The 21,713-nt window shown below is 44.9% G+C and carries 15 protein-coding genes; 3 read left to right on the top strand and 12 right to left on the bottom strand.

The window, feature by feature from the left end; genetic code table 11:
• Window positions 1-45: 45 nt before the first annotated feature.
• From ACGHCT_RS09885 to ACGHCT_RS09860, 6 genes are all read right to left on the bottom strand, one after another.
• Window positions 46-978 carry a D-ribose ABC transporter substrate-binding protein gene (locus ACGHCT_RS09885; RefSeq protein WP_154257912.1) on the bottom strand — a complete coding sequence of 311 codons (933 nt, stop codon included), beginning with the start codon at window positions 976-978 and terminating at the stop codon, window positions 46-48.
• 12 nt (window positions 979-990) lie between these two features.
• Entirely contained in the window at window positions 991-1,932 is a 942-nt protein-coding gene (locus tag ACGHCT_RS09880) for an ABC transporter permease (RefSeq protein ID WP_154257911.1), read from the bottom strand.
• Window positions 1,932-3,419, bottom strand: a complete 1,488-nt coding sequence (locus ACGHCT_RS09875; RefSeq protein ID WP_226903945.1) for a sugar ABC transporter ATP-binding protein — start codon at window positions 3,417-3,419, stop codon at window positions 1,932-1,934. Before ACGHCT_RS09875 ends, ACGHCT_RS09880 begins: the two co-directional genes overlap by 1 nt.
• A gap of 45 nt (window positions 3,420-3,464) precedes the next feature.
• Entirely contained in the window at window positions 3,465-3,875 is a 411-nt protein-coding gene (gene rbsD, locus ACGHCT_RS09870; protein ID WP_390439804.1) for a D-ribose pyranase, read from the bottom strand.
• A 74-nt stretch (window positions 3,876-3,949) separates the two neighbouring features.
• A complete protein-coding gene (gene rbsK, locus ACGHCT_RS09865) occupies window positions 3,950-4,837 on the bottom strand; it encodes a ribokinase (protein WP_390439802.1) in 888 nt (295 codons plus the stop codon).
• Between the two features lie 18 nt (window positions 4,838-4,855).
• Window positions 4,856-5,851: a LacI family DNA-binding transcriptional regulator gene (locus ACGHCT_RS09860; RefSeq protein ID WP_226903942.1), complete on the bottom strand. Its 996-nt coding sequence runs from the start codon at window positions 5,849-5,851 to the stop codon at window positions 4,856-4,858.
• 905 nt (window positions 5,852-6,756) lie between these two features.
• Here ACGHCT_RS09860 and ACGHCT_RS09855 point away from each other — a divergent pair.
• Window positions 6,757-7,077, top strand: a complete 321-nt coding sequence (locus ACGHCT_RS09855) for a type II toxin-antitoxin system RelB/DinJ family antitoxin (RefSeq protein WP_256282295.1) — start codon at window positions 6,757-6,759, stop codon at window positions 7,075-7,077.
• A 343-nt stretch (window positions 7,078-7,420) separates the two neighbouring features.
• Complete coding sequence (locus ACGHCT_RS09850; RefSeq protein WP_390440172.1) at window positions 7,421-7,525, top strand: Fic family protein; 105 nt, start codon at window positions 7,421-7,423, stop codon at window positions 7,523-7,525.
• Window positions 7,526-7,970: 445 nt separating this feature from the next.
• Here the strand turns inward: ACGHCT_RS09850 and ACGHCT_RS09845 are convergent, their stop codons facing one another.
• The 5 genes from ACGHCT_RS09845 to carB form a co-directional block, all read right to left on the bottom strand.
• On the bottom strand, window positions 7,971-8,963 hold the full coding sequence (locus ACGHCT_RS09845) for a hypothetical protein (RefSeq protein WP_390439797.1): 993 nt from the start codon (window positions 8,961-8,963) through the stop codon (window positions 7,971-7,973).
• Between the two features lie 180 nt (window positions 8,964-9,143).
• Window positions 9,144-11,252 (bottom strand): GNAT family N-acetyltransferase, encoded by a 2,109-nt coding sequence (locus tag ACGHCT_RS09840; RefSeq protein ID WP_226903938.1) that lies wholly within the window; start codon window positions 11,250-11,252, stop codon window positions 9,144-9,146.
• A gap of 121 nt (window positions 11,253-11,373) precedes the next feature.
• Entirely contained in the window at window positions 11,374-13,161 is a 1,788-nt protein-coding gene (locus tag ACGHCT_RS09835; protein ID WP_226903937.1) for an ABC transporter ATP-binding protein, read from the bottom strand.
• Window positions 13,154-14,884 carry an ABC transporter ATP-binding protein gene (locus tag ACGHCT_RS09830; RefSeq protein ID WP_154257901.1) on the bottom strand — a complete coding sequence of 577 codons (1,731 nt, stop codon included), beginning with the start codon at window positions 14,882-14,884 and terminating at the stop codon, window positions 13,154-13,156. Before ACGHCT_RS09830 ends, ACGHCT_RS09835 begins: the two co-directional genes overlap by 8 nt.
• A 222-nt stretch (window positions 14,885-15,106) precedes the next feature.
• Window positions 15,107-18,319 (bottom strand): carbamoyl-phosphate synthase large subunit, encoded by a 3,213-nt coding sequence (gene carB, locus ACGHCT_RS09825; protein WP_154257900.1) that lies wholly within the window; start codon window positions 18,317-18,319, stop codon window positions 15,107-15,109.
• Between the two features lie 246 nt (window positions 18,320-18,565).
• Between carB and ACGHCT_RS09820 the strand changes: the two genes are divergently transcribed.
• Window positions 18,566-20,809 carry an EAL domain-containing protein gene (locus ACGHCT_RS09820; RefSeq protein ID WP_390439793.1) on the top strand — a complete coding sequence of 748 codons (2,244 nt, stop codon included), beginning with the start codon at window positions 18,566-18,568 and terminating at the stop codon, window positions 20,807-20,809.
• Between the two features lie 117 nt (window positions 20,810-20,926).
• Here ACGHCT_RS09820 and ACGHCT_RS09815 read toward each other — a convergent pair whose 3' ends face one another.
• On the bottom strand, window positions 20,927-21,709 hold the full coding sequence (locus ACGHCT_RS09815; protein ID WP_154257898.1) for an SDR family oxidoreductase: 783 nt from the start codon (window positions 21,707-21,709) through the stop codon (window positions 20,927-20,929).
• Window positions 21,710-21,713 lie beyond the last annotated feature (4 nt).

Here is a 21,713-nt window from a genome sequence, read left to right as displayed (position 1 = left end):
CGTCATTTTTTCATAAAAACAACGTCCTAACCTATTTTTCTTCTGCTATTTTATAAGTTCTACTTCTACCGGTATGGATGGATCTACCGTTTCTCCTGCCAAAATCTGAAGTGCAGCTGCAACAGCGGTTTCCCCCATCTTGTCAGGCTTCTGAGCAACTGTTGCTGCCATCTTCCCTGCTTTTACAGCCTCCTGGGCATCATCCGTGGCATCAAATCCTACCACTTTAATATCTTTTCCTGAGGCGGCAATGGCCTCCACAGCCCCCAGCGCCATCTCATCATTGTGGGCAAATACCCCTTGAATACTGCTGTCTGACTGGAGAATATTTTCCATTACCGTCATGCCCTCCGCACGGTTAAAGTTTGCAGTCTGACTTGCCACCACATCAAAAGCCGTATCTGCCACCTGATGGAATCCCTCTCCTCTGTCAATGGTGGCAGATGCCCCCGGTACGCCTTCCAGTTCCGCAACCTTGGCGCCTTTTCCGATGAGCTCTTCCAGATACTCAGTTGCCATTTTGGCACCCGCCACATTATCAGACGCAATCTGACAGTCAACCTCCACTCCGTTTACTACCCGGTCAACGGCAATGACCTTAATCCCTTTGGATACCGCATTTTTTACAGCCGGGGCAACTGCGTCGGAATCCACCGGATTCACAATCAATACCCCTACATTTCTGGAGATTAAATCTTCTATGTCACTGGTCTGCTTCGCCGCGTCATCCCCTGCATCTACCACGATCAGGTTTGCTCCCTCTTCTTCCGCCTTAGCTTTAGCCCCGTCTGCCAGAGATACAAAAAATGGATTATTCAGGGTTGAGACAGAAAAGCCAATGGCATTCCCCCCTTTTGCAGAACCTTCTGAGGTATCCTCCCCATCGATCGTAATCGCATTGCAGCCCGCAAGGCCGGCTGCCAAAGCGATGGCTGCCGCAAATACCGCACATTTTTTAAGGAACGTAAATCTTTTCATGAGTTCTTCCCCCTATCTTTTTCTATCAGATAATACAGCTACAAGAATAACCAGGCCTTTGATAACATCCTGATAGTAAGAGGATACCCCCAGAATGTTGAGACCGTTGTTCAGCACCGCTATAATCAGCACACCAATAAATGTTCCGTAAATCTTACCTCTTCCTCCGCTCATACTGGTTCCGCCCAAGGCTACCGCAGCGATAGCATCCAGTTCATACCCGTCCCCCAGTGTGGGCTGGGCCGATCCTAATCTGGAGAGAAGAATCAGTCCGGAGAGTGCTGCCATAAGGCCGGAGATACCATACACGATAATCTTTGTCTTATGTATATTTACCCCTGCCAGCTTCGCAGACTTCCAGTTGCTGCCGGTTGCGTAAACCCGTCTTCCAAACGTTGTCTTGTTCAGCAGAAAGAAGAAGATCAGGAAAATAAGAATCAGAAGAATGACTGGGATAGGTATATGATAAAAGTTCCCTTTTCCTACTAATTTAAGGACAAAGCTGTCACCCAGATTGGAAATGGGTTTTCCATTGGTAAAGATCATAGTCAGTCCCCGGTACACGGTCATAGTGATCAGTGTAGCGATAAACGGCTGGAGACGTCCCTTTGTAACCAAAACACCGCTGACAACACCCAGGGCGGCTCCCAGGATAAGAGCCAGAATCATAGCCAGACCTGCCGGAACTCCGGCTGTAATCATACCTGCACACAGAGCCGTACTGAGCGCCAGCACGGAACCTACAGACAGGTCAATGGCATCTGTGAGAATTACACATGTCATACCAAATGCAATCAGTCCGTTGATGGAAGACTGACGCAGCAGTGATAAAAAGTTGGACCAGGTTCTGAATTCAGGGCTTGCGATACTGATTCCCAGGATTAATACCACCAGAGCAATCAGAGCTCCGAAGTCCTGGGCATAGTTTAAAACTTTTTTCTTATTTTCATTCATTATAAGGTACCTCCCGTAGCTAATGTCATTACTTTTTCCTGATTTGCCTCTTCCTGAGCAATGATTCCCCGAATCAGCCCTTCCCGCACAACCATAATCCGATCGCTCATTCCAAGTATTTCCGGCAGTTCTGATGATACCATGATAATTGCTACGCCCTTGGCTGCCAGCTCATTAATAATACTGTATATTTCCTTTTTTGCGCCTATGTCCACACCCCTGGTTGGCTCATCCAGTATCAGAATTCTGGGATTCGTATAAATCCATTTGGCAAAGACTACCTTCTGCTGGTTTCCTCCGCTTAAATTATTGCATTCGTGGAAAGGACCAAAGCATTTGATGCGGAGCTCTTCTATCGCCTTGCCCACAAGTTCATCCTCCGCCGCTCTGCTGATAACTCCGGCCTTTCCTGAGATCCGCCCCAGATTTGCCAGGGAGATATTATTTTTGATGCTCTCTTCCAGCATAAGCCCCTCGGTCTTTCGGTCTTCTGTGATAAAACCAATGCCTTGCTCCATAGCGTGAAGCGGATTCTTTATCGTAGCCTTCCGGCCGTCAATATAAATATTTCCCTGATCCCAGGACAGATTTCCGAAGATAGCCTGCATGATCTCCGTCCGGCCTGCACCCATCAGGCCGGATACTCCCAGCACTTCACCGGCGTGCACAGAAAAGTTCACATCCTGAAACACTCCCTTTTTTGTCAGTCCTTCAACCCGGAGCATCTCTCTTCCTATGGTAACCTCCCTTTTCGGATAACGCTCTCCGATTTCACGCCCTATCATCATTTTAACAATTTCATTCATATTCGTCTCAGGAATGTTCTTTGTCCCTATATAGGATCCATCCCGAAGCACGGTGATCCTGTCGCACAATTCAAAAATCTCTTCCATCCGATGAGAGATATAGACAATAGACACCCCTTTTTTCCTCAAAGACTGAATCACCTCAAAAAGCACTGCCGTCTCGCTCTGGGTAAGGGCAGCGGTAGGTTCATCCATAATAATCACCCTGGCATCCACCATAAGGGCTTTGCAGATTTCAATCATCTGCTGCTGTCCCACAGAAAGCTCAGACATTACCCGATCAACGGGAATCTGAACCCCAAGCTTTTCCAGGGTTGCTTCCGCTTTCTTTCTCATGGCCTTCTGATTGCACATCCCCAGCCGGTTTCTAATCTCTCTGCCCAGAAACAGATTCTCTTCCACTGTGAGGTCAAACAGTACATTTAATTCCTGATGGATAAACACAATGCCGGCTCTCTCGGCCTCCTGAGGGTTCTTAAACAGCACTTCTTTCCCGTCTACGGTTACCGTTCCCCCATCTCTGGTATACACTCCTGTAAGAATCTTCATTAACGTAGACTTGCCGGCGCCGTTTTCCCCCATTAATGCATGTACCTCGCCGGGAGCCAGCACAAACCCGGCATCCTTCAGCACCTGATTCTGTCCAAAGGATTTGTCAATCCCCTTCATCTCTATCTGCATGGCAACTTCCTCCCTTCCTTCTTGCTGTCCTATACAGCATTCTAACTACGAAAATATACAGCCAGACTGCAAAATAATATTCGCATAGGGCGTTGTCTCACCGGTACGAATTACTGCCCTGCATTGTTTTGTCTGCTTTTTTAGTTCCTCATGGGAAACAAACTCCACGTTGAAACCGGTTTCTAAAACCTGAAAAAGTTCCTTAATCTCCCTCAGAATAGCTGGATTCTTTTCTTTTATTTCTTCAGCCAATACAATCTTTTCTACTTTCATGTCTTCTGAAACCGCTTTCAAAACTTCCATAAAACCAGGTTTTCCCAAAGTCAGCGCCAGGTCTATTCTCTCCGTCTCATCGGGGACAGGCAGACCACAGTCCCCTACTGCAATGGTGTCTGTGTGTCCCATATAGCTGAGCACCCTGGATATATCGCTGTTTACTATTCCATGTTTCTTCATCCTTTTTCCTCCGCTTTCTCTGCCGGTATCTATTTCTCCCATAAGAAATCTATACCGGCCTTAGATTTTACCTTTTATGCTTCCATTTCCTTGATTACTTCTTCCAGAGTAGGCATACCGCCCTGTGCTCCGAACTTTTCTGTGGACAGGCTGGCAGCTGTATTGGCCAGTTTCAGTGCACTTTCTATATCCCTGCCTTTTGCAATCTCTACGGTGAAAGCTCCGTTGAGCGTATCACCCGCCCCTGTGGTATCCACTACATCTGCCTTTCTGGCTGGGACCAGGAGAATCTCACCAGTTTTTCTGCAGGTAATAACACCTTTGGAGCCCAGGGTAATCACAAGCTTTTCCGGATATTTTTTCAGGAGATCTTCTGTGGAGCACTCATTTCCAAATAAAATAGCCGCCTCGTGTTCATTAGGGGTAAGGTAGGTAACCTTTTCCAGAATCCCCTGCTTTACCGGCCTTGCAGGCGCAGGATTCAGCACCACTTTAATCCCCTGCCCGGTGCAGATATCAACCACATATTCTACAGTCTCCTGAGGAATTTCATGCTGCAGCAGCACGATATCGCACTGGAAAAGTTCCTCTTTTATACTGTCCACATATGCTCTATCCACGCAGTTATTAGCGCCTGCCACCACGATTATGGTGTTGTCATTCTCTCCCACTGTAATCAGGGCGATGCCTGTGGGAACATCCTTCACAATTCTGATATGACCAGTACTGACACCTGCCTCCTGCATGTTCTTTATGAGCTTCTGTCCTGCCTCATCATCGCCCACACATCCGAACATCTCTACCTCCGCTCCCAGCTTTGCCATTGCCACAGCCTGATTGGCCCCCTTGCCTCCGGGGATATAATGAAGCTCGTCTCCCTTTAAGGTCTCTCCTTTTAGCGGAATTCTCTCCGCTGTTACTGTCATGTCCATGTTAATACTTCCCACAACTGCTGTTTTCATTATATTTACTCCTTTTCTTTATTTATTCACCGGCTTATCCACGGTGGTCTCTCTCGGAATCAATCTTACCGGGAACACATTCTGCCGCCGGATCTCTCTTCCTTCAATATGGTCTGTAAGTACCTTGACCGCCTCCTGCCCCATCTGGGCAATGGGCTGTTCTATGGTAGTAATCTCAGGGGTAAACAGTCTGCTCAGATTTATATTGTCAAATCCAATCAGCTGAATATCCTGGGGAATCCGGTATCCTTTCTTTGTCAGCACTTTGTATACGGAGATGGCTACCATATCATTTGCCGCTATAATTCCATCGGTCTCCGGATAATTCTCTATGAGTTCTTCCGCCTTTTTTAACCCGTCCTCATAATCATACTCACACTCTAATGTAACCGCTGTCACGTTTCTTTCTCTGCACACATCTGTGTATCCCTGAAATCTCTGTCTGGCACTGGAAAAACGGCTTGGGCCGCTCATCTGCACAATGTTTCTGCATCCACAGTCCAGAAGATGTTCCATCGCCATGCGGCCCCCCATGTAATGGTCTGACTGGATGTATGCAATCTCACTTCCGGTTCCCACCTGACGGTCCAGCATAATGACCGGTATCTGACACTTTCTTACTTCTTCTTTTATCTCCTTCTGATTCGTCATAAGTATGATGCCATCTGCATTCATTCTGCTCAGGAGATTCATATTCCGTTTTTCCTTTTCCAAATCATTATTAGAATTGCATAATGTCAGTCGATACCCCTTTTTGTCACACTCCTCTTCGATTGCCCCTGCCAGTTCATTGAAAAATGGATTCTCGATATTTGGCACAATCACCCCTATAATCCTAGAGGACTTTTTATATAAGGAGCGGGCTACCTCATTGGGTTTGAAACCGGTTTCTTTTATGGCCTGTTCAACCCTCTGCCGCTTCACACTGTCCACATTCGCTGTTTTGTTCATTACTCTGGATACTGTTGCCGGAGATACCCCTGCCAGCTTTGCCACATCCCGAATACTTGTCATTTTGTACTCCTTTTATGTCACTTTGTTATTTGAAACCCGTTTCAAGATGATTTTATTATAAATCCTGACGATATATCTGTCAATGTTGATTTTCCAATTTATACTTTTTTTGCTGTTTTGCATAAATTTTATAAAGCTTCTTCCTACTTAACCACTGATTTTTTATGTACTTTTCATAGGATCAGATAAAATATATCTGCAGACAAAAGCAAGATGGGCATCGACTATTATTTATCGATACCCATCTCACTTTGATTCTTCAATCATTCTTGTACCTCTTTCTCTATAAAACCTTTTCTCATCTTTCACTAGGATTATGTGGTTGACATCACCTTTCTCCATTAAAAAGTATAAGTAAAGTTTTACAGTTCTTTGGGTTTGTTACTTTAAGGTTTTGGCGGTCCGTACCTCCTTATCTTAAATTGAATAACAAAAGGAATAATGCATTTAATCTGTTATTTATTTCTTTTGTTATTTTATATTATTATATTAACCCTTTTATACAATTTTGTCAATACTTATTTATATTTTTCATTATTTTATCTGTTTATTAACCAGATACACTACTTTATACATGGTGTTGGCTGACATGCAGTATATCTTGTAATATCCCGGCGGAAAAACTATAATTATAAAATATATGAGTATGTAAGGGAATATAACCCCACTCTTTCCCTTGTTCCTCCTTATTCTTCCTCTGGTGGATTTTGTTCTACCTGAAGATGGAGCAAAACAAAATCGGAAAATTTATTGCTGCCCGCAGAAAAGAACATGATATGACACAAATGCAGTTTGCCGAAAAGCTCAGGGTGACCAATAAAATGTATTGATAATGTCACTACAAAATAATATACTTAATATATATAGAATTCAATAGTTATTTGACTATATCAGGAGGTATTTTTATGGAGAAAACATTTTTACAGGTGCGTACTGATGCTAAAGATAAGGAACAGGCCAGTGTCATTCTTGAAGAACTTGGAACTAATTTGTCATCAGTTGTCAATATGTTATTAAAACAAATTATATTAACAAAAAGTATTCCTTTTGAAATAAAAATTCCACGTTTATACACATCTGAAGAACAGGTTTCCGAAGTCAGTGCTTCAATGGCAATGGAACAAATGCCGCTAGACAGGGAAGATATAAAATTGTTGAAAGAATATCAGAAAACTAAGGACAAGGACACTATCAGGCAGCAGATTTTGGAGAACTATAAGGAGTGATAAATGAGTGATAAAATCTACTGCTATCCTAATTCAGATGTTTTGATTAACAAATTGAACGTTCAAGACAGTGATAAGCTTCCCGAAGTAGAACGGAAATTGACAATGCTTCATTAATGGATTTGCTGGAGAAACCAGTAACAGGTAAATTTGATTTTGAGCACTTGCGAAATATTCACAAATATATATTTCAAGATATATATTCCTGGGCTGGGAAAATCCGTACAGTTGATATTGCAAAATCAAATATGTTTTGCAAAGTACAATTCATTGAAATGCAGGCAAGTGAACTATTTAGAAAATTACAGAATGATGATTATTTAAAGCGACTCTCCAAAGAGAAATTGTTCAAAAAGCAGCCTATTATTTTTCAGAAATAAATGCACTCCATCCATTTAGTGAAGGAAATGGGAGAACCCAGAGGGAATTAATACGGCAATTAGCATAAGAATCAGGTTATATTCTGCATTTTGCTATCATTAGTGAGAAAGAAATGGTGGAGGCCAGTATTGATTCGTTTATTTGTGATTACAAAAAAATGGAGGCCTTATTCACAAAAATAACAGAAATAAGATAGGTTATATCTTTCAACATGGGAACGCGGTAAATGCCTGCCAGACGCTGCCTTATTTGAGGATATCTGTATTTTACTGCAAATTTCTTATACTGCCATCCAGAACCATTGCAGACCGGTCAAAGCGGCAATGGTTTCCTGCCGTCTTCCGCTTGTTCGGCGCAATTCTATGTATTGTTAGCGCCCTATTCATTTATGCCGTATTATCAGGGAAAATCGTATTGCCTTTGTTTAAGTAAACCTTACACACGACGGTAAAATAAAGGCCGTCGTGTGCCCTGTCACACGTGATAACAGAGTGATGATGGTTTACAATGGCTTATTTTTCCTCCTGATCCTCATAAATCTTTTGTACATCTTTTGAGATCATCTTTGCAATCTCGTCCATATCCAAAGGATTCTCATACCCCTCCCGGATTCTGTCCTGACGGTTCTCAGAAAGACAAGACTCTTCCAAACGCTCGTCTTCCGGTTCCGAATTTAACTTGTTTCGTTTTGAAGTCTGAGGCCTCTCAGAGTTTGTTCCGCTTTTTTTCTTAGTGCCTCCTGTTCCCCTGCTCTGCCGGCTGGTGGAAGTCTGAACATTCTCTGAGGTATCCGCCTTTCCCCGCTTCTTCTTTTTTTTCTTCCTGCGGGTAGGCAGGTAATCCCTTAGGCTCCTCTTTTTTCTCCGGCTGCGTCCCCGGCTTTTGCCGTCTCTGTGAAAGAGGGACTGGGAATCTTTTTCAAACTCCTCTTTTCCTCTCTTAGTCCCAAGCTGATATTGAAACAGGATCCCCAAAGCTGCAAGGATCAGTCCCACCAACACTGCAAGGATCCCCGCCTCCCGGCCGGTCATTGTAAATAAAAGCCTGGAAGCTCCAAAGCCTCCGCAGATTCCCGTTGTCAGAATCACAATAATTCTCTCATACTGGAGCGCCAGAACACCTACCACCACTCCTGCAACGATGCAAATCCCTCTAGCCATAGAGGTATCGGCTGAGAAAAGCTGTCCAAGCATCCAATAGGTCAGCCCCCCGCACAGAACAAAGAGTCCCAGACGATAGATTTGGAATGCAAATACCGCCAAAAGAATCGCTCCGCCTGCAGCAATGGCAGCTGACAGCTTCACATCCTTTAAAAAGTAATACCCCGCAGCACCTCCTGCTGCAGCACCTGCCAGCGCACCTACCAGGGTAATCCATACCTTTCTCAGTTTATACCCGAAAAAACAGTTCAAAAGTGCGAATACAATTCCCACTGTCATCAGTGTACTGCTGTACTTATTGGTCAATCCCCCCAGATCTCCCAAATATTTTCCTATGTAGTTCATGATTTCCTCCCTTCGTAAAGTGCTTGTGCACTTACAGCCGATGATGCTCCCCTGTTTTTGCACCGGCATTATTTATACTCCTGCAAATGGCCCCCATCTGCTTCTGCCTTCTAAGCAGAATACAGAAGCAAAGGTTCCATTTATTCAACAGTTTACCCTATAAGGAGAAAAATTTCAATCTTAATAGTATTCCTGGATATCGTTATTCAATTTTGGAAAAAGGCTTTTTAAGGGCTCCCCCTCAAGCGCTCCGCCGCGTACGATTGCTCCCCGGGTCAGTAATTCTTCAAAAGAGGAGGAGCCCATCAGCAGCTGTGTAAAGCTTTCAATTCCCATACAGTAATCCCACTGGACCTCCTCTCCAAGCCTCTGAGACTCCTTCTTTCCGTCCGTCTCCCAAAACTTGAATACGGCATTATTCCACTCCAGAAGCTCATCCTCTATACGGATGATCACAGGTTCTTTCATGGCAAGAACTGCAAACTCCCGCCAGGCCTGTATTACATCCACAACTCTCGCCATCAGAAAAGGCTGTAAGGTGCATACACTTCTGCCGGGATTCAGATAGCAAAATGTTGTATCCCCGCTTTCTGCCGCCCACTCTGCCTTAACAATATGAGAACGGTGTCCGTAAATGAAGTCCAGACACTCCCGTTTTGCCTGCTCGCCTGTATATAGCATCTCATGGATGCGCATCACCGTACCCTCTATAGAGTATACCATATATGCCTGTTGGACTTCCTTCCCGGAAAGGACATAGCAGACTGCATGTTCCAATTCCCAGCTTTCCGTTAGAAGCTCCCATTGCTCCTCCCCTCTTAGAATACCGCCGTTTCTGCCGATCTGATAGGATTGATAAATGTTCTGCATCACCTGAACTGCGTCCTTCATCCGTACCCGGCGAAAGGTCCCGTGTTCCTGTGCCGCCCTTCCCAGGTGCGGCTTTCTGGCATAGTTTAAGTCCCAAGGGTCTATCACATAGTTTTGTTTAAAATAGCAGAAAGTCCACTGCAGAGGAAGGTAGAAGTCAGGCGAGAATGGCATCAGAAGGCTGATACAGCGCTTTTCTCTGCGCATTTCTTCCATACTGTACTTCAGGAGTTTTCTTCCCACTCCGCCTCTGCGGTATTCCGGAGCAGTATCCAGCCCCACCACATAAGAGGCCCTCATTTTTTTTCCTCTTACTAAGAGTTCATAGGGAATCATCTGAACACTTGCGGTCAGATCCCCATTAAAAAAAGCGCCAAAGGTTCTCTCTGTCCTGTAATATCTGCTGAAATACCATTCTGTAAATTCTCTGGTATCAGTGAAGCAGTATTCCCACAGTCGCTTCACCTCCTCCTTATCTTCGTCCGATGCTCTATGACAGTAAAGTGTATCTTTCTCCTGGTACTCCGCCTTCCATTTCCTGGCAAACGCAGCAGGATAAAAAGAAAGCTTCGCTTTTCTCAGACCTTCATCTCCCATATCCTCTTCCCGGTTTACATACAGGATATCCGGCCATTCATGAAGGAGATACTCCTGATGAATCACCCCGTATAAACCAGGTATCTCTACGTTTGCTTTCTCTATATGAATCAGTACAGTGTCCTTATTCAGCTGCTCTCCTATGGTAAATGCTTCAATTTTTCCATTTACCCTCATAGCTCCCCCTGTGCATTTTAGCTGCTCCCAACTGGAAAAAGCTTCATAAATGGCTTTTTTTTCGCAGTACAGCTCTCTGTCAAAGTCGCTCTTGCACTGCCGGTAAAAGCACCAGCGCTCCAAAAATTCTTTTACCTCCGGAATGTTCTCCGCGGTAATCTTCTCATATCCATAATCTGAATATCGTTTTTTAAACTGGTTGATGTGATTGCGCTTACCGTGATATTTCTTTCCTTTTAAAAGCCTGAGATCTTCTCCCCGGTAGATATAATCAAATATTTCTCTCTCCTCCTCCATCCAGAACCAGCCGGGCACCTCTTTCTTCAGTGCTTCAGCTGCCGCTTCCGGAATGGCCCGGATTACAAATGGCATGGCTTTTTCCTGAAAATATACTTTCAGAAGTTCCATTACTTTTTTCAAATCTCCATCCTGATAATTACCGAACGGCGGTAAAATCCAGCTTTTTCCTCTGACCGTGGTCAGAATCACCAGATACCCTTCCACAATCGCCCACTGGACATGATAGCATTTTCTCCATATAAATAAATTTGTAAAACTGCATTCTGAATTATTTGCCTGAAGTCTCTCAAAGTAACTGTTTATCATATCCTGATCCTCCAGGGTGAGATCCCGAAATGTAACCATAATTTCCTCCAATCCCAAGTATGTTCTACTTAACAGCTTAACCAGATTAAATTTTCCTTATACCATAAGAAAAAGAACTTCCTGTGAGCGTCACAGAAGTTCTTTTTCTTTTTCTTATCTTCTATATCTGTTTTCCCGCAAACTGGGAATTGTAAAGCTGTTCGTAGAACCCATGTGCCGCCAAAAGAGACGCATGTGTTCCCTGTTCAACAATATTTCCGTCCCGGATCACAAGAATCATATCCGCATTTTTAATGGTAGACAGCCGGTGGGCAATCACAAAGCTGGTTCTTCCTTCCATAAGCCTCTGCATGGCATCCTGCAGTATCCGCTCGATTCTGGTGTCAACTGAAGAAGTAGCCTCATCCAGGATCAGGATATCCGGGTCCTTTAAGATAGCCCTGGCAATGGTTAGCAGCTGTTTTTCTCCCTGAGAGATGTTACTTCCTTCCTCGTCAATTACCATATCATATCCTCCCGGAAGAGTCCGTATAAAGTGATGGATATTAGCCGCCTTTGCCGCGTCGATCACCTCATCTTTTCTGGCATCCAGACGCCCGTAACGGATATTATCAAATATACTTCCGGAAAACAGCCAGGTATCCTGCAGAACCATTCCGAAGATATTCCTCAGATCCCTCCGCTTCATATCTCTGATATCAACACCGTCAATTCGTATGCTGCCTTTGTTCACATCGTAAAAGCGCATCAAAAGATTAATCAATGTGGTCTTTCCCGCTCCGGTAGGCCCCACAATGGCAACCATCTGCCCTTTCTTTACCTCAATGGTAAAGTCCTGGATCACCGGGCGTTCTCTGTATCCAAAGGAGACATGGTCGAAGGTAACATTTCCCTCCGCCTTTTCCAAAATCACAGGCGGATCGGCCTCCTTCACCTCTTCCTCTTCCCTGAGAATCCCGAATACCCTGTCCATGGCCGCAAAGGCTGCCTGAATCTGGGCAGACAGCTGGGAAACCTGAGACAGAGGATCGTTGATCTGCCATACATAACGGATAAAGGCCTGGAGATTCCCTATGGTAATCACGCCGCTTAACGCAAACAGTGCACCGGTTACAGCTATAGCGCCTATGGTCAGATAAGTAACCAGTGAGATTAGAGGGGAAAGCATGGAGGAAAGGAACTGGGCGGAAAAAGCATGCTTCCGCAGTCTGTCGTTGATCTCCTCGAATTCCCTTACAGAGTCTGCCTGACGGTTAAACAACAGAATCTCCCGAAAGCCGGTGTACATTTCAGTAATAGCACCGTTCAGCTCTCCCATAGAATTCTGCTGGGCATTAAACTGCTTCTGACTTTTTTTTATGATAAACCTGGTAATCAGAAGACTAAGAGGGATAATAACCAAAGCCATACACGCCATCACAGGCTGTATCGTAAACATCATAACAATTGCCAGAATTAAAGTGAGGATCCCGTTGATGATCTGCATGAAACTCTGCTGCAGTGCATTAGATATGGTGTCAATATCATTGGTAATCCGGCTCAGTACGTCCCCAAAGCTGTTGGAATCAAAATACCGGACCGGAAGTCTTCTCACCTTATCCTGCACCGCATTTCTCATATCGTGCATAGCATTTTGTATGGAATTCGTCAGCATAATGGCGCTGGCTGCCTGAGCCAGCGTTTTTACAAGATAAATCACAGCCAGCACGGCCAGGATATGCAATACGGTTTTAAAATGGACGCCGGCTCCCGGCAGTTTCTGCATGAGATCCGAGGCATCCTTTGCCAGCTGTGTTGTAATCATACCTTCTATTCTTGGAGCTGTAGTCATAGCTGCAATGGAGATGATTCCCATAAGTACAGCTCCCCAGAACCCCCACTTGTAAGGGGCGATAAAAGGACTCAGCTGTGCGATATTATCTTTTAATTTCTGTAGCTTTTTATGCATTCGCCAATTCCTCCTCACTCAGCTGGGAGACTGCGATTTCATGATAGATGGAGCAGGATTTCAGCAATTCTCTGTGGGTTCCCATCCCCACAATCTTTCCTTCGTTGAGCACGACAATCTGGTCTGCGTCCATAATGCTGGCAATCCTCTGAGCAACTACCATGACAATCGCATTCCTTGTCTCCTTCTTCAGTTCTCTTCTCAGGGTCGCATCTGTCTTAAAGTCCAAAGCAGAGAAGGAATCGTCAAATATATAAATCTTCGGACGCTTTACCAGTGCCCTGGCAATGGAAAGCCTCTGTTTCTGTCCGCCGGAGATATTCGTGGCACTCTCAGTGATATTCTCGTCAAAGCCGCCCTTTTCCATAATAAAGTCATAGGCCTGGGCAGTCCTTGCCGCCTGCTCTACTTCCCGATCTGTGGCATCTTCTTTGCCGAATCGGATATTGTCGGCTATGGTTCCCCTGAATAACATGGTTTTCTGAGGAATAAAGCCAATGGCATCCCTCAGGGAAGCCAGATTAAAATCTCGGATATCCCTGCCGTTGATTCGAATACTCCCTCCGCTCACATCATACGCTCTTGGAATCAAATTGATAAGCGTGCTCTTACCGGAACCCGTGCTGCCGATAAAGGCAATGGTCTCCCCCTTTTTGGCAGAAAAGGATATATCTTTCAGAACTGCTTCTTCTCCGTCTGGATAGACAAAGGTAACGTGATCCCACACCACCTCTTCCACTTCCCCCTTGAGAGGGATGCCGTCTTCCTGATTCTTAATGGCAACCTCCTGATTCATTACTTTCTCAATCCGTTTTGCGCTGACTCTTGCCCTGGGGTACATCATGAATACCAGGCAGAACAGCATAACGGAAAACATAGCATGGAACAGATAATCCATAAAGGCTACCAGCTGCCCGATTTCCAGATGACCCGCGTGTATCATATTGGCAGCTACCCAGAAGATACCCATTCCAGCTATATTCATCAGAAAAAAGAAAATAGGCTGTGTCAGGGACATGAGCTTGAAGAGCTTTTTCGAATACTTCATATACTGATTATTCGCCTCATTAAACCGCTTCTGCTCATATGGATCATTGTTAAAGGCCCGGATCACCCGGATTCCGCTCAGGTTTTCCTTGGATATTCGGTTAATTGCCTCCATGGACAGCTGCTGATTCTCACTGAGCGGCTCGGAGATTTTTGCCACCACCAGCACCCCAATGATAATCACCGGAACCGTAGAGATAATGATCAGGGACAGGGGCAGAGAAGTCCGAAGTACCAAAGTAAAGCTAACGAATATCATCACAGGTGTCATAAGTGCTGTTCTAAATAGAATATTCATAAACATTTGAATCTGAAACGCGTCATTGTTCGTCCTTGTAATCAGTGATGCCGCCCCGAATTTTTGATACTCACGGTTGGAAAATCCCTGAATTTTACGAAACATATCATTCCTGATATCGCAGGTGATCCCCGTGGAGATAAATGCACAGCAGTATCCCATCAGGATCGTTCCTCCCACTCCCACAATAGATATGATTACAATCACTCCCCCCATCTTTAAAATATAAGACGGATCGTTTGTGGTCACTCCTTTGTCGATCATCTGGGCCACGATAGTGGGAATCCCCAGTTCCACTAAGGCGAAGCCAAAGACCGAGAGAAGATTCAGCAGAAAGACTTTTTTATAGTTTTTCAGATACTTTGCTATGAGTCTCATTTTTCTTCCTCCCTTCTTTTCTCACAGAAACTCTCAAAAGCGGTCAAAAAAATAGGCACATGGGAAACTGAAAGTTTCTGTCCTGCACCCTATTCCATCAGATGAAGCCACTTTATGAGTAGTAGTTCTATTATAACGAGTATTCCCATTTATTACAATCCCTGAAATATAAAAATCCGGTAAAGAAAAGGCGCAAGCCCTCTTTCTCTACCGGAAATCAGTTTATCTTATATTTTTGTGGAATTCCTGAAGTGACTGAACAGAGAATTTACCGGCTTTCGCCGCCCTGATTCCTTCTACCGTCGCCTTGGCTTCAGCCATGGTTGTCACGTATGGAATCTTATACTTGATAGCGGCCTTTCGGATGTAACTGTCATCCACGGCACCCTTCTTGCCCACCGGAGTATTCACTACCATAGAAATCTTCTGGTTTGTCATCTCATCCAGTATATTAGGCCTTCCCTCATTTATTTTAGCAATCTTCTTAACCGGAATTCCCGCATCTGCGATCAGTTCCTGCGTTCTGCCTGTGGCCATAAGCCTGAATCCCAGTTCATGCAGTCCCCGGGCCACCTCTGCCACCTCAGGCTTATCCCTGTCGCTGACACTGATAAGGACAGTTCCCTCCAGAGGCAGTTCTGTCTTAGTAGCTTCCTGCGCTTTGAAGAACGCCTCCCCGAAATTCTCAGCCATTCCCAGGACCTCCCCGGTGGAACGCATCTCCGGCCCTAGCAGAGGGTCTACTTCCTGGAACATATTAAATGGGAATACGGCCTCTTTCACCCCATAATGGGAGAAGGTCTTTTCTTTCAATTCCGGAACCGGAGACTTTCTGCCGGTAAGGTGTGAAGTCATAATATCCGTGGCCAGCTTCACCATCTTAATGTTGCAGACCTTTGATACCAGGGGTACGGTTCTGGATGCTCTTGGATTGGCCTCCAGCACATAGACCACACCGTCCTCAATAGCATACTGCATATTCATAAGTCCCACAACATTCATCTCTACCGCAATTTTTCTGGTATATTCCTTGATCGTTTCCACCTGTTCTGCGGTCAGATTTTTAGAAGGAAGTATGCAGGCAGAGTCCCCGGAGTGAATCCCGGCAAGCTCAATATGTTCCATAACAGCGGGGACAAAGACATCTGTGCCGTCGCTTATAGCATCCGCCTCACACTCTGTGGCATGGTGGAGGAAACGGTCAATCAAAATAGGACGGTCCGGTGTTACTCCTACCGCGGCCTTCATATAATAAGTCAATGCCTCTGCGTCGTGCACCACTTCCATCCCGCGCCCGCCCAGTACAAAGGACGGACGTACCATAACCGGATATCCGATCTTCTCAGCAATGGCAAGCGCCTCTTCCACGTCAACCGCCATCCCAGCTTCAGGCATAGGAATATTCAGCTTATCCATCATAGCCCGGAACAGGTCTCTGTCCTCTGCCATATTAATGGTCTCAGGAGTAGTGCCCAGAATATTTACCCCGGCCTTTTTTAGATCTTCCGCAAGATTCAGAGGTGTCTGCCCGCCAAACTGGGCAATGACTCCCACCGGTTTTTCCTTCTCGTGTATACTGAGCACATCTTCCAGGGTCAGAGGCTCAAAATATAACTTGTCAGAGGTATCGTAATCCGTGGAAACTGTCTCCGGATTACAGTTAACAATAATTGTCTCGAAACCCAGTTCTTTTAACGCTATAGCCGCATGCACACAGCAGTAGTCAAATTCAATTCCCTGACCAATTCGATTGGGACCCCCGCCCAGAATCATTATTTTGGGCTTGTCTGTATTCACAGGACTCTCATCTTTTATATGGTAGCTGGAATAGTAATATGCGGCATCTTTGGTTCCGCTGACATGCACTCCTTCCCACGCTTCCACAATGCCTGCCTCCGTGCGGGCTGTACGAATCTGTTCCTCCGGGACTTCCAGAATCTGGCCCAGATATTTGTCAGAAAATCCGTCCAGCTTTGCCTGACGAAGCACATCAGCAGCAGGAACCTTTCCTTTCTCTGCCTTTAACGCTTCTTCCTCCTCTACCAATTCCTTCATCTGCTCAATAAAGTACCGCTTAACCTTGGTAAGTTCAAAAATCTCCTCTACAGACGCACCTTTTCGTAGTGCTTCATACATAATGAAGTGGCGCTCACTGCTGGGGATTGCCAACATTTTCAGAAGTTCTTTTTTGCTTTTTACAGCAAAGTCCCTGGCTCCCCCCAGTCCGGCTCTTCCTATTTCCAGACTGCGGATGGCTTTCTGAAAGGCCTCTTTATAGGTTTTGCCAATACTCATAACTTCCCCAACCGCACGCATTTGTGTGCCGAGTTTATCCTCAGCGCCTTTAAACTTTTCAAAGGCCCAGCGGGCGAATTTAATCACAATATAGTCTCCGCCGGGTACATATCTGTCCAAAGTACCATATTTGCCGCAGGGTATTTCATCCAGAGTCAGTCCGCTGGCGAGCATGGCTGAGACAAGAGCAATGGGGAATCCGGTGGCCTTGGAAGCCAATGCGGAGGAGCGGGAGGTTCTCGGATTGATTTCTATTACAATAATACGATCTGTAACCGGATCATGGGCAAACTGTACGTTTGTACCGCCGATGACTTCAATTGCCTCCACAATCTTGTATGCCTGTTCCTGAAGGCGGTCCTGAACCTCCTGAGATATAGTAAGCATAGGAGCTGAGCAGAAGGAATCTCCTGTGTGAACCCCCAGAGGATCAATGTTTTCAATGAAACATACGGTTATCATATTATTCTTAGCATCTCTTACCACTTCCAGTTCAAGCTCTTCCCAGCCCAGTATAGATTCTTCCACCAGCACCTGTCCTACCATGCTGGCCTGAAGGCCTCTGGCACACACAGTTTTCAGCTCTTCCACATTATATACAAGGCCTCCCCCTGCACCTCCCATGGTGTAGGCGGGACGCAGGACAACCGGATATCCCAATTTCTCTGCAATAGACAGCGCTTCCTCCACAGAATAAGCCACCTCGCTTCTGGCCATCTCGATGCCCAGACCAGCCATGGTTTTCTTGAATTCTATTCTGTCTTCCCCTCGTTCAATGGCGTCTACCTGTACGCCGATTACCTTTACATTATATTTCTCCAATACACCTGCAGCTGCCAGCTCGGAACAAAGGTTCAGCCCAGATTGTCCTCCCAGATTGGGAAGAAGTGCGTCGGGGCGCTCCTTCTCGATAATTTGAGTCAGCCTTTTTACATTCAGAGGTTCGATATAAGTTACATCAGCAGTCTCCGGGTCTGTCATAATGGTCGCGGGATTGGAATTGACCAGTACAATTTCATAACCCAGATTTTTTAATGCCTTACAAGCCTGAGTTCCTGAGTAGTCAAACTCACAGGCCTGTCCGATGATAATTGGTCCGGAACCGATTATCAGTACTTTGTGAATATCTTCTCTTTTCATAAAGTAGTGTATCTCCTTTTCTCTCTAGATAATAGTAGTTTACCATGAGATGTTTATTAACGCAATCAAAGGGAATGAAAGTTGCTGTAGATTATATCCGTCACAGAAAGTTTTTTTCGTACCATATGTATATATATGCAGATAATATATTGCATTCCGCTAAACAAAGTAATAAAATATATAGAAAACAGATACAATTTCTCTAAATCGGTTCAAATAGTTTTAGTTAACAGGAGATATATAAAAATGTACAAAACACAAAATAGTGTATCCCACCGCCGCAGGCCAGCTTTCACCCCAGGAACGCAGCTATGTATTCTCTCTGTTATTTTAATTATCATTATTGTTTTAACACTTTGGAATACTTCAAATCTGCGGTCCGTGCTCAACTACAGTACAGAGAATTATGCAAAAGATGTTACCTGTCAGCTGGCAGAGGATATTACTGCACGCCTGGAGAGTAATCAGCAGAACATGATCCTGCTTGCAGACTCCATATCCAGAATTGATTACAGTACAGGTACTGAAGCACTGAAGGAATTTCTTAACAGAAAAGCAGAGATTTTGGACTTTGATATTCTAATTTTTATAGATTCCCGGGGAAACACAATTCCTTCTGTATCTGATGCTCAGGATCTTTGGCAACTGCCCAGTGTCCAAGAATCCCTGCAGGGAAATACTGAGGTAGCCTACATAGAAGGACAGAGTCTTCTCTACTCCACTCCGGTTTATTCCGGCAGCGAGATTATTGGTGTCCTGACAGGAATCCACAGGAAGGAAAATATTCAGTCCCTGATTCAGCCCAAGGCATTTTCAGGGGAAAGCCTGACCTGTATCATTGATAATAGCGGGAAAGTGGTAGTCTCTCCCACAGAGTTAAAACCTTTTCTACAATTAGATGATATATTTAAAAGCGGAAAAGACAGGAATACAGAAAATGAAATAGTTAAAATGATGGACAATATGAAGTCGAATAGGGATGGGGTCTTCCCTTTTACAGCAGTAAACGGTGATGAACTGATTATGTCCTATCACCCTCTCAATGTTAATCAATGGGTGCTTCTGACTTTAATCCCTGCGGACTTGATCTCCTATGGGGCTAACGTTTATACTGTGAAGACATTCCTTATTATCGGAGGCATTGCCGTTGTTTTTATTCTATTCCTGGCTTCTATACTCCGATTTTACAGTTACCACCGGAAGCATCTGGAGCAGCTTGCTTTTTCTGATCCGGTTACGGGCGGTATGAATTATTCTGCATTTCAGCTTCAGTATGAGGAACTAGTTAAAGCAGCTCCTCCTCTTACTTATACGCTTATCATGCTTAACGTAAAGGGATTTAAGCTTATAAACGAAAATTACGGAACTGCAGCAGGCAATGATACCCTGCGCTACATCTATAAGATACTGCTTCGCCATACGGAACCCGGGGAATTTGCCGCCCGCAGTGAGGCCGACAATTTCTTTTTGTGTATCAAAGAGCGGGAGAAGCAGGCCATTCAGTTCAGACTTGATGCCATGATTCATGATATTAATTCTTTTAACAAAACCAGAGAGACTCCTTACTATCTTACCATTCTGCAAGGTGCCTATCTGATAGATGATCCCACCCTTGAACTCACAATTATCCAGGATCGTACAAGAACCGCTTATCAGAATCAGGCCTCCGGCGCTCATCCGTCATGTGCCTTTTATGATGCTGATTTTACAAGGCAGCTGCAGACAGAGCAGGAGCTCAACGACTTGTTCGAGCAGTCACTGAAGAATCACGATTTTCAGGTATATCTGCAGCCTAAAGTCAGGCTGCTTGATGGCGGTATCGCTGGTGCGGAAGCTCTTGTCCGTTGGATACATCCTCAAAAAGGAATTATCTTTCCATCTGATTTTATTCCTATTTTTGAACGAAATGGGAAAATCTGCCGTTTGGACCTTTATATGTTTGAGGAAGTATGCAGACTTCTGCAGCAATGGAATCAAAAGGGGCAGCCCTGGCTCCCCGTATCTGTCAATCTGTCCCGGCAGCATTTTAAAAATCCAGAGTTTCTGAAATCATTCTCTGAAATTGCCGGGAGATACCATATTCCCCAAAATACCATAGAATTTGAGTTGACAGAATCTATTTTACTTGATCCTCAGCAGATTGAGATTGTGAAAAAAAGTATTCATAAAATGCATTGTCTGGGTTTTCTATGTTCTCTGGATGATTTTGGTTCCGGCTTCTCCTCTCTGGGCTTATTAAAAGAGTTTGATGTAGACACCATAAAACTGGACCGTCAGTTTTTCCTGGACATTTCGAAAGAAAAATCAAGAGACGTCATTGCTTGCTTAATTGAGCTTGCAAAGAAACTGAATGTACGCACAGTAGCCGAAGGTATCGAAGTGCAGGAACAGCTGGATTATCTTAGAGATATAGGCTGTGATATGGTACAGGGATATATCTTCTCCAGGCCCCTGCCGTCAAAGGAATTCGAAGCCTTCTGCGCTGTATAACCACATTTCCCATCTCTTTATACACAGAAAAACGGCATACTGCATGCCGTTTTTCTTACTCTGTACCCAGGGGTATATATTGGGGGGCCCCTGAGTATACACTATAGGAGGAAAGGATTATAAGGTTGTCGTAAAACCGCCGTCTACACTGATGCTCCAGCCGTTTACGTAGTCAGACGCCCTGCTGGCCAGATAAATTATGGTCCCCATGAGGTCTTCCATCTCGCCCCAGCGTCCTGCCGGAATCCGGTTTGTAATCTTATTGTAGAAAGCAGGGTCCTTGCGAAGCTCTGCATTTACTTCAGTGGCCAGAAATCCGGGAGAAATCGCATTTGTCTGTATATTAAATTCTCCCAGCTCATTGGCAAACACCCTGGTCAATCCAATAACACCGTGTTTTGCCGCTGTGTATGGAGGACAGTGCTTATCAGCGGTATACGACAGTGCGGAACCTATGTTTATAATTTTGCCTCCGCCCTGCTGCTTCATAATCTTAGAAACCGCATGAGACAGGAAATATACCGCGTTCAAATCCAGATTGATGCACATATCCCAGTATTTGTCAGGGTACTCATCAAATGGGGCAAAAGCGCTGGCGCCTGCATTGTTCACCAGAATATCTATTCTTCCATATTTCTCCACACAGGTATCTACCACCTGCTGAATGTAATCCTTCTTGGTAAGGTCACCCTGAAGGAATTCTACCCGCCTGCCTTCTGCCTCTACCAACTGCTTTACCTCTGCAGTATCTGGTGTAAAGTGCGGAATAAACAGATCTGCCCCGGCCTTTGCAAAGGCTGCTGCATATGCCATGCCAAGTCCCTGATTGGCTCCTGTGATAATTGCTACCTTCCCCTTCAGACTAAAAAAATCCAGGGAGAAATTTCCAAAATCCGTCATTCGT

The sequence above is a fragment of the Lactonifactor longoviformis genome, from assembly GCF_042848515.1.
In the GTDB taxonomy this organism is placed as follows: Bacteria; Bacillota; Clostridia; order Lachnospirales; family Lachnospiraceae; genus Lactonifactor; species Lactonifactor longoviformis.
The sequence above is the reverse complement of the archived record's forward strand: the minus strand, read 5'-3'. Positions and strand labels throughout refer to the sequence as shown.